The sequence below is a fragment of the Pseudoduganella aquatica genome (genome assembly GCF_020865585.1).
In the GTDB taxonomy this organism is placed as follows: Bacteria; Pseudomonadota; Gammaproteobacteria; order Burkholderiales; family Burkholderiaceae_D; genus Rugamonas; species Rugamonas aquatica_A.
On sequence record NZ_CP086370.1, the window covers coordinates 1,950,649 to 1,963,410 of the forward strand.

Genomic DNA, 12,762 nt, shown 5'->3' on the forward strand with positions numbered 1-12,762 from the left:
GCTAGTTAATCAGGCGCTCGCAGGCAGGCGCGGACGTTCCGTGTAGAACCCGGCGGTGGCGGCCGCGCCGGAAAAGGCCGTATTTGCCGCCACGCCGGAGAAGGCTGCCTTGGTGGCGACGCCCGAAAACGCGGCCTTGGCGGCCACGCCCGAGAAGGCCATCTTGGCGGCCACACCCGAGAACGCCGTTTTGGCGGCGGCGCCGGAGAAGGCGGCCTGGGTGGCCACGCCTGAAAACGCCGCCTGGTTGGCCGCGCCGCGCACATAGGCCTCGCCGAAGGTGGCTTCGTACAGTTCCTTCATGCGCTCGCCGACGCGGTGGTGGGCTTCCATGTCGTCTTCGCCGCGCAGGCCGATATACGGGAAGTGGTGCAGGAAGTAGCCGAACACCGCCTCGCAGTCGGCCGCGTACTTCATCGTGTCGAGGATGTGGTAGTGCCAGAAGGTGTCGACGTCGACCAGCGGGGCCGTTTGTTCCTGCGGGAATTTTTTCATCAGGATCAGGAAGCGCCGGTATTCGAATTCGATGGCGTTGGCACGTTCCAGCGTCCAGCCTTCGCCGGATTCCTCGTGCATCAGTTTGACCTTGATCGGTTCCAGATCCAGTGCCGCGATAGCCTTGAGGTCGTCGTTCGCATTCATGTGCTCGTTCCTTTCAACGTGATGGATGGGGTGCTACAGGAACGATTTTTGACCAGTTGCCCTAGCCCATTCTTGATAAATCGCAAGCTATCGTCAGTAAATTCCTAATCGCAACAGAATTGTCCTAGACGCAGCCTAGACGGTCCCGAGGCGGTGCGGGTAGGCGGGCGGGAGAGTGGGGACGGGGACGGTAATGAGGATGGTGGTGCCGGCGTTGGGACTGCCGCCTATGGCGCAGCTGCCGCCGAGGATGCTCACGCGCTCCTCGATGCCGACCAGGCCGAAGGAGCCGAATTTGTTGCGGCTGCGGTCGTGCAGCCCTACGCCGTTGTCGCTGATGCTCATGCTGAGCACGCCGTCCTGGCGGCGCAGTTCCACCCGTACCATGCTGGCGTTGGCGTGCTGCAGGATGTTGCTGAGTGACTCTTGCAAAATGCGGAAATAGGCAATGGCGCACTTGTCGTCGATGCCCTGGTCGATGTCGGCACTGTGTTCGATCAGCTCGCACACGATGCCGCTGCGCTGTCGGAACTGCTCGATCTGCCACTCGACGGCGGCGCTCAGGCCCAGGTCCAGCACATTGGGCCGCAGGTCGTTGATGATCTGGCGCACGCTCTTGATGGTGTGGTCGATCTGCGCCAGCGTGCAGCGCGCGCGCTCGTGCAGGCGCGAATGGCGGTGGCTGGTGCGGGTGGTCAGCACGTCCGCCTCGATGCGCAGCGCCAGCAGGTTCTGGCCCAGGTCGTCGTGGATCTCGCGCGCGATGCGCTTGCGCTCCTCCTCCTTGATCTGCTCGGCGTGCGCGGCCAGGCGGCGCAGCTTGTGGTGCGATAGCTGCAGCTTGGCCTGACTTTCGCGCAGCTCGCGCGTCATGTCCTTGGCCATGCGGATGGCGCGCAGGCGCGACGAGGACAGGGTGTGGAACAGCGCGTACATCAGCATGGTGCCGGCGAAACCGGTCAGCAGCGCCAGCCACGGCAGCAGGGCGTCCACCCGCGAGTACAGCGAACTCATGGGCGCGGTGAAGGTGGCCTGCCATTGGCGGCCGTTGAAGTCGATCGGCAGCACGCAGGTGATCATGCGCTCGTTGCCGGCCCCGCCCGGGCTGGCGTCGGCGCTGTCGTACAGCAGCGTGGCGGCGGTGGGGCTGCCTTCGCTCACGTCGCGCAGCGTCAGGCGCGCGTTGCGCACGGGAATTTCCGCCAGCGCCTCGGACACCAGCCGGTTCACGCTGAAGCCTATGCCCACCGAACCGAGGTAGGCGGCGCGCCGCTCCGGCACCGTGTTGATCGGCAGGTCGGGGCGGTACACCGGAAGCCGCATGGCCAGCGCCTGGCGGTTGGGCAGGCGGTCGAAGCCGATGGGCAGGCCCGACGCGCTCAGCATGCCGGTATCGCGCGACTGCGCCAGCGACTCGGCCACGACGGGCCGCGCCGCGATGTCGACGCCGAACTTGGCTTCCAGGCCGGCAATGGGCTCGATCAGCGACAGGATGGCCGCGTCGGCCTGGCTGTCGCCGGGCTTCAGCACCAGCTCCGGGTAGCCGTCCAGGCCGGGGCGGGCGCTGCGGCGCACATGCTGCTCGAAAGCGGCGCGCTGGCCGGCCGGCACGTGCTGGGCGAAATTGATGCTGACGATGGCGGGGAAATTGTGGGCCAGGTCCAGGCCTTGCACATAGCGGTGGAAATTCTCGCGCGTGATGGAGTCGACCGCCTGGAAGTAGCTGGCCGTGCCGCGCAGCACGTCGGTATAGGCTTTGATGGCGGTGGCAATATTGAACTGGCTGCTGCGCGCCTGCGTGCGGAAGCGCGCGCTTGCTTCGGCTTGCAGCGAATTGGACGTGAAGCCATGCAGCGCCGCGCCCACACCCAGCGACAGCAGCAGGCCTGTCCACCACAAAGGTTGCCTGGGTGAGAACAGTTTTTTTCGTGCGATGAAGGCGCCCATGTTCCCAATGTTGCTTTGTAAAAAGTTAATTTAATATATAGATTGCCAATTGATTCCGTCAAGTATCTTTTCCGGCGATTAGGGGGGGCTGTTGCGCTACGCACAAAAAAAAACCGCCCGAAGGCGGTTTAATCTAAACAGGTATGCAGTTGGTATCTATTTTGCTGACCAGCTGTCTTTCAGCGTCACAATGCGGTTGAACACCGGTTTGCCGGGCTGGCTATCGACCCTGTCCGCGACAAAGTAGCCGTGGCGCTCGAACTGGAAGCGCTGGTCGGCGGCGGTGCCGCGCATGCCCGGCTCCAGGTAGGCGGTGACGGTTTCCAGCGCGTTCGGGTTCAGCGCGGCCAGGAAGTCCTTGCCGCCGGCGTCCGGCTGCGGGTCGGTGAACAGGCGGTCGTACAGGCGCACTTCGGCTTCCAGCGCGGTGGCGGCGGACACCCAATGGATGTTGCCCTTGACCTTGTAGGTGTCCGAACCCGGGGTGCCGGATTTGCTGTCCTCGAAGTATTTCACGCGCACGGCGGTCACTTTGCCGTTCTCGTCCTTGTCATAGCCGGTGCACTCGGTCACGAAGCCGTGGCGCAGGCGCACGCGCGAGCCGGGCTGGTCGCCGACCGGCGGGTAGTAGCGGAAGTAGCCCTTGCTCGGCGCTTCCATGAAGTCTTCCTCTTCGATCCACAGCTCGCGCGTGAACGGGAAGGTGCGCAGGCCCATTTCCGGGTGGTGCGGGTGGACAGGCGAGGTGCACTCTTCGCTCTGGCCTTCAGGATAGTTCTCGACGATAAGCTTGAGCGGGCGCAGCACGGCGGTGGCGCGCGGCGCTTTCGGGTCCAGGTCTTCGCGCAGGCAGCCTTCCAGCGTGCTCATGTCGATCCATCCGTCCGACTTGGTCACGCCGATGCGCTCGCAGAACAGCTGGATGGCTTCCGGCGTGTAGCCGCGGCGGCGCAGGCCGACGATGGTGGGCATGCGCGGGTCGTCCCAGCCGGTCACCACTTTTTCGTCCACCAACTGGCGCAGCTTGCGCTTGGAGGTGATCACGTAGGTCAGGTTCAGGCGCGAGAATTCGTACTGTTTCGGCACCGGCATCTTGAAGAAGCCGCCGGCCGACAGGGTTTCCAGCAGCCAGTCGTAGAAGGGACGGTGGTCCTGGAACTCCAGCGTGCAGACCGAGTGCGTGATGTTTTCCAGCGCGTCCGAAATCGGGTGCGTGTAGTCGTACATCGGGTAGATGCACCAGGCGTCGCCGGTGCGCACGTGGTGCTCGTGCCGGATCCGGTAAATTGCCGGATCGCGCATATTCATGTTCGGCGAGGACATCGCGTCTTCGCTGATCTTGGCGCGCAGGATGTGCTCGCCGTTCGCGTATTTGCCGGCCTTCATGTCGCGGAACATCTGCAGCGACTCGGCGCGCGGACGGTCGCGGAAGGGCGAATTCTTGCCCGGCGTGCTGAAGTTGCCGCGGTTGGCCGCCATGTCGTCGGCGCTCTGGCTGTCCACGTAGGCGTAGCCCTGCTCGATCAGGTACTCGGCCATGATGTAGAGCTGGTCGAAATAGTCGGACGCGTGGTGCAGATGGTGCTCCACGCCGGACGGGCCTTGCCAGTCCCAGCTGAAACCGAGCCACTGCACGCTATCCTTGATGGTGTCGACGTATTCCTGTTCTTCTTTCTCAGGATTGGTGTCGTCGAAGCGCAGGTGGCAGCGGCCGTTGTAGTCGCGCGCCAGGCCGAAGTTCAGGCAGATCGACTTGGCGTGGCCCACGTGCAGGTAGCCGTTCGGCTCCGGCGGGAAGCGGGTGATCACGCTGGGCATGCCTTCGCGCGCGTGCGCGCCGGAAGCGAGGTCGGACTCGATGATGGCGCGCAGAAAATTGGACGGCAGCGCCGGTGCGGCAGGGGCGGTATTTTTTTTGTCGTTGCTCATGTAAGCGGCAGGGAAAAGGGGACAGATCCCAGGCATTTTACCGTAGACGAGCGGCGTGGCGGGACGGCGAACGCTTTTCTATAGGATAATTCGTCTTTACAGCTTGGCATACAACCCTTACGGAGTTTCCCAAATGGAAAATTTATACAACGTGCTGGGTGTGGCGCCTAATGCCTCTGACGAGGAAATCAAGAAGGTTTACCGGTCGCTGGCCATGCGCTACCACCCGGACCGCAACGCCGCCCCCGGTGCGGAAGTGCGCTTCAAGGCCATCACCAAGGCCTACGAGATCCTGTCGGACCCGGTCAAACGCGAAGAATACAACCAGAGCGTCAACCACCGCATCATTATCGACCCGGAAGCCGAAGCCTACCAGCTGTGGCGTTCCGTGTTCGGCCTGCACGGCGTGACCCTGCCCGCAGAGTAATTGGAAAAGAGTAAACAATGAGAAAAGTACACCACGAATTCGCCTACCAGTCGCGCGAACTGGAAGGCCAGATCGAAGGCATCCTGGGCGACCCGCCGGACCGCAAGAACTACAAAATGATGGTCGATGCGCTGATGTCGGAATACGCCAGCGGCGGCGGCATCGAAGACGTGAACATGATGGCTTTCGCGCTGGTGGATGTGATCAGGTTCGCCAATCCCAAGGCGGTGCTGGCCGAAGCCCAGGAATACGACGACGGCGACCCGGCGCGCGTGTTCGCGCTGGCCGAGTGCCCGGAAGGCGAGCCGGCGAAGATGCTGGCCGCCATCGAGCGGAATTTCCCGGAAATCGGCCGCCAGGCCATCATCACGGCCTGCCTGCACAAGCATCCGCGCCTGTGGGACGAGGAAGATACTTCGCTCGACCAGCTGGCCGCCAACGATGACGGCGACGACGAGGACGGCTACGATGAAGCCGGCGAAGCGACCGACGATTTCGCGCAGATGTTCGACCAGGAAGGAGACCGCTAATGTCCGATGCAAATCTTCCCGCCCTGAGCAAGCAAGTAACCGAGCTGGTGCTGGCCGGCTCGCTGGGCCATGCCGAGCAGGCCTTCGCCGAAGCGGCCGACCAGTTCGGCGACTACGCGGTGGCCGAAGTGCTGAGCAGCATCCCGCCGCAAGTGACCGCGCTGCACCTGGCCGGCTTTGACGGCGGCAAGATGTCGCTGGCCACGCTGCTGGTGCCGCCCAAGGCCTGGGCCGACAGCCTGGCCTTCTTCGCCGCCACCTTCCCGGACGACCTGATCGAGGACGACCCGGAGCGCCTGGCCGAGCAGCTGTTCGCCCACATCCACGGCGTGGTGTTCTCCACCGAGGACGAGGCGCGCCGCCAGGAACTGCTGCAAGCCGCGTCGGCCACCGACCACGGCTGCACCGCCTTCGCCGTGCTGTTCTCGATGGCGCCGAAAGAGATCCTGGAAGTGGCCGGCGAGATCATCTCGAAAGGGCCTTACGTGAGCGGCCTGACCTCGGCCGACAACGACATCGTGCCGCTGGCCGTGGCGCTGGCGCAAGCCAGCGAAGACGGCTGGGACCGCGCGCTGTTCGAGCTGTTCCCCGATTTCCGCCACAGCGCCGACCTGGCCGACGCCGAGTTCAGCGACGACCCGGACGAGGAGCCGAAGTTCCTGCAGCGCAGCACCAAGGAACTGCTGTACCGCCTGCGCAAGCAAGTGCCGAGCACCCGCAGCGCGCCGAAGGCGGCCAGCACCCGCCGCTCCATGGGCACGGGGATCTTCTCCTGATGCTGCCGGCTTTAGTCAAGGAAAGCCTGCCGCGCCTGGTGGGCGCCATCAAGCTGCTGCCGGGCGATACGCGCCCGGACGCGGCCGTGATCCTGGCCGACGAGCTGACCGGCATCACCGCCATGGTGGCCGAGAAGTTCACCAACGACCGCACCGCCGACGGCATCGCGCGCGCGCTGCAGCTGGCGGTGGGCGGCGTGTCGCTGGGGCTGGAGCTGGTGCCGGGCGTGGACAGCGACGAAGCGGCGCTGGACTTCCTGGTCGACAACGGCGCCGAGGCGGCCTTCCAGGCCGGTTTCCGCCACGTCAAGGAACTGGCCGCCATGCCGGAGGACTCGCTGGTGGGCGAATACGACCAGGACCCGGTCTACACGCAGCGCCGCCTGCGCGACCTGTTCGTGGACCTGTGCCTGGCCGACCCGAACCAGAACTGGAACGGCCATGAGCGCTACCATGTGCTGCTCAAGCAGCGCAAGGAAGTGCAGGCCATCGTGCGCCTGGCGGGCTGGCTGCGCCGCCACCACGACGGCGGCCCGGTGACCGACACCGACCTGAACGCCGAGGGCGTGATCGCGCTGGCCATCATCTTCGCGGTGGAGGGCGGCGGACGCATCGTGGCGCGCACCGGGCAGAAGGAGTTCGAGCGCTTCGTGAAAGCGGTGCGCAAGGCCAAGCCGGACTTCGAGGCGGGCTGGGCCGCGCTGGTGGCCAATGTGCCGGTGCAGCACCACCCGGTGCTGCTGGACCGCATCTCCGTGTACCGCAACAGCTGCACGGTGCTGCAGCACATCCCCGGCCGCACGGCCATGAAGACCCTGTTCGCCGAACTGGAAAACTACGCCGGTTCCGAGCTGGAAGCCGACTACGGCTGAGTTCGCTGCGGCCTGGCGACGGCGGGGCTGACCGTGCCCCGCCGGTCTTCGCGCGGGCAGTTGGTGATGGTGTATTTGTAGGTTTTCTCCAGGCTGGGGTCCGGTATCGAGATGCAGACCGTGCCGCTGCTGGTTGTCATTTTGTAGACCCGCACGCGGTCGGACGGCGTGGAGATCTCCTGTATCGTGGCCGGATCGTGCCATTTGCGCGCCACCGCCTTGCTGAAGGCCTCGTCGATTTTCGCCTGCAGCGCGCCGCCGCCGTCCGCCAGCGGGGCCGCCTTGCCGCCGCGCAGGTCGCGGTCCACCGATCCCGCCCCATACCCTGATTTGAACACGAGCTGCGCCGCGCCGGCGGAGGCGGGCGGGGCGCCGGGCGCGAATACGTCGTCCGCCGGCCGTGCGGCCTGGGCCGTCGCTGGCGCGGCAGCCGCCTCGGGCGCCGGGGCGGCGGATTGGTCCGGGTCCGGCTTTGCCTTGCGCGCTGCGCTCTGCGGCGGCGGGGTAGGGCGCTGCGCGCGAACAGCGGGCGCGGCGCTGGCCTGCCGGCTCTGCTGCGCCGGCGCTGGCAGCAGCCACTGGATGGCGTCCCCGTCCCGCTGCGGCCGGGCCGGCCGGTGCTGCGGCGACAGCAAGGCAAACAGCAGCGCCAGATGCAGCGCAGCGGTCAGCAGGAATGCGGTGGGCGTGCGCCGTTGATGTGTCATTCAGGCAATGTAGCCGAGATGGCGGTTAAATCTTTCCATATTAACAAATGCTTACAAACCGCCGGCCGCTTCGCGCGCCAGTGCGATAAAGCCTTCCACCAGCGCGCCGTGCGCGTCCTTGCGCTGCGCCAGCGACAGCACGGTGTTGGCGCTGGGATCGGCCAGCGGCCGGTAGCAGGCGCCTTCCATGTGGATGCTGTCGAAGGAGCCCGGCAGCACGGTGATGCCGCAGCCGGCCGCCACCAGCCCGATCATGGTGGACGCTTCGCCCGCCTCCATCACCACGTCCGGCGCAAAGCCCGCCTCCTTGCACAGCCGGAAAATCTGCGGATAAATGCCGGTGCCGGCCGTCTTCGGATACATGATGAAGGGCTGGCCCTGCAGGTCGCGGATCTCCACCTGCTCCTTTTGCGCCAGCGGCGAGCCCACCGGCAGCACGGCGATCAGCGGATCATGCCGCAGCACCGTCAGCCGCACCGCGTCCGGAATGGCGGTCTCGGGAGGGCGCACGAAGCCCAGGTCCAGCTCGCGGTTTTCCAGCATGGCGATCTGCGGCAGCGTGGCCAGCTCGCGCAAGGTCAGCAGCACGTCCGGGTAGCGCGCGCGGTAGCGGTTGATGACGGTGGCGAACAGCGGCGTGAACGGCGTGGAGAAGGTGAAGCCGATGCGCAATTCGCCCGCCTCGCCGCGCTGCGCCCGCCGCGCCGTCAGCTTGGCCTGCTCGGACAGCGCCAGCACGCGGCGCGCGTCTTCCAGGAATAGCTTCCCGGCGGCAGTCAGCCGCACCCAGCGCTTGCTGCGCTCGAGCAGCTGCGCGCCCACTTCCGCCTCCAGCGCCTGGATCTGCTGGCTCAGCGGCGGCTGGCCGATGTGCAGCCGTTCGGCCGCGCGCGTAAAACTTAATTCTTCGGCTACGGCGATGAAGTAACGCAGGTGGCGCAGTTCCATTGTTATCGCTTTAAAGTATTACTAACGACTTAAATATATATTGGACAGTAATACAGCACAATCCTAAGATGAAGCCATCATTCATCAGCCGGGCCGTCATCATGGGCATCACCGCAGGGTCGCCGCAATTCAAACGCACCAACCGCGCATTGTTTTTCAGCGGTTTTTCCTGTTTCGCCTTGCTGTACAGCGTGCAGCCGCTGATGCCGCTGCTGGGCCGGGAATTCGCGCTGACGGCGGCGCAGAGCAGCCTGGCGCTGTCGGTCTCGACGGCGGCGCTGGCGGTGTCGCTGCTGCTGTCCAGCCTGTTGTCCGACCGCATTGGCCGCAAGCCGCTGATGGGCGCGGCGCTCACCATCGCCGCCGTGATGACGGTGCTGTGCGCGGTGGCGCAGAACTATGGCCAGTTCCTGGTCATGCGCGCATTGCTGGGCTTTGCGCTGGGCGGCATGCCGGCCGTGGCCATGAGCTATCTGAGCGAGGAAGTGGAACCGGGCTCGCTGGGTTTGTCGATGGGCTTGCTCATCGGCGGCAATGCTTTCGGCGGCATGGCTGGGCGCATCCTGGTGTCCGTCATGAGCGACTTCTTCTCCTGGCGCGCGGCCATGGCGGCCATGGGCGTGGCCGGGCTGCTGGCGGCGGCCGAGTTCTACCGCAGCCTGCCGCGTTCGCGCAATTTCCGTCCTGCGCAGGGCGGCTTGCGCGAGCTGGGCAACGGCCTGCGCCGCCAATTCACCGACGACGGCATGCCCTGGCTGTTCGGCATGGGCTTTTTGCTGATGGGCTGCATGGTCAGCGCCTACAACTTTATCGGTTTCCGCCTGCTGGGCGCGCCGTTTGACCTGAGCCAGAGCCTGGTGGGCGCGATTTCCTTCCTTTACCTGCTGGGCATGTTCAGCTCCGTCTGGGCCGGCCGCCTGGCCGACAAGCTGGGCCGCCGCCGCGTGCTGTGGTGGCTGCTGATGGCCATGCTGGGCGGCATGCTGCTTACGCTGAGCGGCAACCTGGTGCTCATCTTCGGCGGGCTGGCGCTGTTCACGTTCTGCTTCTTCGCTTCGCATTCCGTCACTAGCAGCTGGGTGGGGCGGCGTGCGCAGTCGGCCTCGGCGCTGGCGTCGGCGCTGTACCTGTTCTTCTACTATATCGGCTCGGCCGTGATCGGCTGGCTGGCCGGCGTGGCCTGGGGCGTTGCGGGCTGGACCGGCGTTGTGGCCGTGCTCGGCTGCGGGCTGGCGGGCGCCCTGCTGATCGCCCTGCGCCTGCGCAATCTGGCCCCGGCCGCACCGGTTGAGCCTGCGCAGCTGGCGGCGGCGTGATGGCGGTCTGACCTTCAGGGGCAGTTGCTGTAGAGCGGGCCCCTGGTTCCGCCCATGGAGCTGCCGGGGTCCGCCACGGAGATGCAGTAGGTGCCCAGCGCGGTGCGGATTTTGTAGACGCGGGTGCGCGAGCCGTGCGCGGAAATCTCGCTCACTCTGGCCGCTTCGTACCACTTGGGTTTGACGGCCTGGTGCGCCGCTTCGAAGGCGGCGTCGATCTTCCCTCGTATGGTGTCCTTGGCTGGCAGCAGCGGCGCCAGTTTGCCTTTGCGCAGTTCATTGTCCACTTTGCCGGCGTTGTACAAGGTCAGGCGCAGCAGGTCGGCTGCGGGCATGGGCGGAGCGGCGGGCTGGGCGGACAGGTCGCCGATGACGGGTTCGTTTTCCGTGGCGGATGCGGGCGGCAACGCGGATGCTGCGGCGTCTGCGCTTGCGGCCTCCTGCGCCGCCGCGCGGCTGGCGGGAACGCTGGGCTGCACCGGCTGGCGCGGCACGGTAATGGCGGTCCGCCTGCGGTCTGCGGCTTGGGCCGGGGCGGCGGCCTGACTGGACTTGGGCGCGGCAGGCAGTATCCACGCGATGGCGCTGCGGTCTGCGCTGCGCGCCGGGCTGCCGGCGTGCTGCCGCGCAAGCAGGGCGGCCAGCAGCGCCATGTGCAGCAGCGTGGTCAGCAGCAGGCCGAACTTGTCGCGGGGTAATATTGTCATTTCCGAAATGTAACGCGGCTGGCGGCGGCTTGTCATAAATTTAACAAGTGCTTACACCTTCGCTGGGCAGGTCGGCTTGAGGCCGCTCAAGCTGGCTGCGGCAACTTTGGGCTGAGATCGCTGTCCAAAGCGGACAGGCACGCCGTGCCTGCTCACCGCAAGGAGGAGATCATGCTGCAAGAGTATGAAATACGGCAACGATTCAACCGGGTGGGGCGCGCCATCGGGGAGGCGGCGCAAGCCTGCTCGGCCGAGCGCAATCTGCCGGGCGAGCTGCGCGACTGCATCCACAAGCTGGACCGCCAGGCCGATGCGGCCCAGCAGGTGGTGGCGCCTTATGATGTGACGCGCTTGCGCAAGATGGTGGATGAGCTGGATGTATTGGGGGAGCGGGCGCAGCGCGTGTGCCGCAATATGCCGGCGCTGACCGCGCAGATGCGCAGCGCGGTCCAGCACGTGCACGACGAGCTGGCGGAGTTGAAGCATGATTTGAGGTGAGGGGCCGCCGGCGGCTCATGGCGGGTTACGCACTGCGTGCTAACCCGCCCTACGTTTTGTATGATATCGCGTATCGTTGTATCGTTGTATCGTAGGGCGGGTTAGGGCGGAGCCCGTAACCCGCCATGTGTTACAGCACGCCTTTGCCTTTCAGCGCGCCGATGTCTTCGGGGCTGCGGCCCAGCAGCTCGCGCAGCACTTCTTCGGTGTGCTGGCCCAGCAGCGGCGGGGCGCTGCCGCCGTCGGTGGGCGTGCCGGACAAGCGCATCGGGCTGCGCACCAGCTTGACCTTGCCCGCCGACGGATGCGGCGTTTCCGTCACCAGGCCGCGCGCCTGCACCTGCGGATTCTGGTAGACGTCGCCGATGTCGTTGATCGGCCCGCAGGGCACGCCCACCGCTTCCAGCTGCTCTATCCATTCGCTGCGCGTTTTGCCCTTCACCATCTCGGCCAGTATCGGCACCAGCTCGTCGCGGTTCTGCACGCGCAGCGGGTTGCTGGCGTAGCGCTCGTGCGTGGCCAGGTCGGCGCGTCCGCCCGCTTCCACGAACTTCTGGTACTGCCCGTCGTTGCCGGCGGCGACGATGATGTAGCCGTCGCTGCAGGCGAAGGTCTGGTAGGGCACGATATTCGGATGCGCATTGCCCCAGCGCTTGGGCGCCTTGCCGCTGTTCAGGTAGTTGCTGCCCATATTGGCCAGCATGGCCACCTGCACGTCCAGCAGCGCCATGTCGATGTACTGGCCTTCGCCGCTGCGGTCGCGGTGCATCAGCGCGGCCTGGATGGCGATGGTGGAGTACATGCCCGTCATCAGGTCCACCAGCGCCACGCCGGCTTTCTGCGGGCCGCCGCCGGGCAGGTCGTCGCGCTCGCCGGTGACCGACATCAGCCCGCCCATGCCCTGGATCAGGAAGTCGTAGCCGGCGCGGTGCGCATACGGGCCGTCCTGGCCGAAGCCGGTGATGGAGCAGTACACCAGGTCCGGCTTGACCGCCTTCAGCGATTCATAGTCCAGGCCGTAGCGCTTCAACTGGCCCACCTTGTAGTTCTCCAGCACCACGTCGGACTGCGCCGCCAGTTCGCGTATCAGTTGCTGGCCCTCGGCGCTGGCGATGTCCACCGTCACGGAGCGCTTGCCCCGGTTGGCGGCCAGGTAGTAGGCCGCTTCGCTGGTGTCGCGCCCGTCCGCGTCGCGCGCGTAGGGCGGGCCCCAGGCGCGCGTGTCGTCGCCGCTGCCGGGGCGCTCGATCTTGATCACGTCCGCGCCCAGGTCGGCCAGGTTCTGCGAGCACCACGGGCCGGCCAGCACGCGGCTCAGGTCCAGTACGCGGATGTGGCCCAGGGCCTTGGCAACAGTCATCACTTTCACCTCGTTGATTTAGCAAGAGCGCCAGCTTAACGTCTTGTGGTATGTTTTGAATACTAGAGAAGCGACATGCGTTTTCAACATCAACCGAGCTCTG

13 protein-coding genes are annotated in these 12,762 nt (G+C 65.8%); 6 read left to right on the forward strand and 7 right to left on the reverse strand.

Going from position 1 to position 12,762, the window contains the following annotated elements:
• Positions 1-9: 9 nt before the first annotated feature.
• The 3 genes from KT882_RS08570 to KT882_RS08580 all read right to left on the reverse strand — a co-directional run bounded on the left by KT882_RS08570 (position 10) and on the right by KT882_RS08580 (position 4,518).
• Positions 10-642, reverse strand: a complete 633-nt coding sequence (locus tag KT882_RS08570) for a glycine-rich domain-containing protein (RefSeq protein ID WP_161075573.1) — start codon at positions 640-642, stop codon at positions 10-12.
• Between the two features lie 135 nt (positions 643-777).
• A complete protein-coding gene (locus tag KT882_RS08575) occupies positions 778-2,541 on the reverse strand; it encodes a CHASE domain-containing protein (RefSeq protein WP_228895317.1) in 1,764 nt (587 codons plus the stop codon).
• A gap of 204 nt (positions 2,542-2,745) precedes the next feature.
• Positions 2,746-4,518: a glutamine--tRNA ligase/YqeY domain fusion protein gene (locus KT882_RS08580; RefSeq protein ID WP_161075571.1), complete on the reverse strand. Its 1,773-nt coding sequence runs from the start codon at positions 4,516-4,518 to the stop codon at positions 2,746-2,748.
• Between the two features lie 133 nt (positions 4,519-4,651).
• On the opposite strand from KT882_RS08580, the gene KT882_RS08585 reads away from it, so the two are divergent.
• From KT882_RS08585 to KT882_RS08600, 4 genes are read left to right on the forward strand one after another with little or no spacing between them, the layout of a single operon-like run.
• Positions 4,652-4,945: a DnaJ domain-containing protein gene (locus tag KT882_RS08585; protein ID WP_161075570.1), complete on the forward strand. Its 294-nt coding sequence runs from the start codon at positions 4,652-4,654 to the stop codon at positions 4,943-4,945.
• Between the two features lie 17 nt (positions 4,946-4,962).
• On the forward strand, positions 4,963-5,475 hold the full coding sequence (locus tag KT882_RS08590) for a hypothetical protein (RefSeq protein WP_228895319.1): 513 nt from the start codon (positions 4,963-4,965) through the stop codon (positions 5,473-5,475).
• Positions 5,475-6,251: a hypothetical protein gene (locus tag KT882_RS08595; protein WP_161075568.1), complete on the forward strand. Its 777-nt coding sequence runs from the start codon at positions 5,475-5,477 to the stop codon at positions 6,249-6,251. Before KT882_RS08590 ends, KT882_RS08595 begins: the two co-directional genes overlap by 1 nt.
• Positions 6,251-7,123, forward strand: coding sequence for a hypothetical protein (locus KT882_RS08600; protein WP_228895321.1), 873 nt, complete (start codon positions 6,251-6,253; stop codon positions 7,121-7,123). The genes KT882_RS08595 and KT882_RS08600 overlap by 1 nt, the downstream gene beginning before the upstream one ends.
• Here the strand turns inward: KT882_RS08600 and KT882_RS08605 are convergent.
• Positions 7,114-7,830, reverse strand: coding sequence for a hypothetical protein (locus KT882_RS08605; protein WP_228895322.1), 717 nt, complete (start codon positions 7,828-7,830; stop codon positions 7,114-7,116). The two genes, KT882_RS08600 and KT882_RS08605, sit on opposite strands and share 10 nt — an antisense overlap.
• A gap of 51 nt (positions 7,831-7,881) precedes the next feature.
• Entirely contained in the window at positions 7,882-8,778 is an 897-nt protein-coding gene (locus KT882_RS08610; RefSeq protein ID WP_161072480.1) for a LysR substrate-binding domain-containing protein, read from the reverse strand.
• Positions 8,779-8,846: 68 nt separating this feature from the next.
• On the opposite strand from KT882_RS08610, the gene KT882_RS08615 reads away from it, so the two are divergent.
• A complete protein-coding gene (locus tag KT882_RS08615; protein WP_161072479.1) occupies positions 8,847-10,094 on the forward strand; it encodes an MFS transporter in 1,248 nt (415 codons plus the stop codon).
• Between the two features lie 14 nt (positions 10,095-10,108).
• Here the strand turns inward: KT882_RS08615 and KT882_RS08620 are convergent, their stop codons facing one another.
• Complete coding sequence (locus tag KT882_RS08620) at positions 10,109-10,801, reverse strand: hypothetical protein (RefSeq protein ID WP_228895324.1); 693 nt, start codon at positions 10,799-10,801, stop codon at positions 10,109-10,111.
• A 171-nt stretch (positions 10,802-10,972) separates the two neighbouring features.
• Here KT882_RS08620 and KT882_RS08625 point away from each other — a divergent pair, with 171 nt between their 5' ends.
• Entirely contained in the window at positions 10,973-11,299 is a 327-nt protein-coding gene (locus tag KT882_RS08625) for a hypothetical protein (RefSeq protein ID WP_161072477.1), read from the forward strand.
• Between the two features lie 130 nt (positions 11,300-11,429).
• On the opposite strand, the gene KT882_RS08630 is transcribed toward KT882_RS08625, so the two are convergent.
• Complete coding sequence (locus KT882_RS08630) at positions 11,430-12,659, reverse strand: CaiB/BaiF CoA transferase family protein (protein WP_161072476.1); 1,230 nt, start codon at positions 12,657-12,659, stop codon at positions 11,430-11,432.
• Positions 12,660-12,762 lie beyond the last annotated feature (103 nt).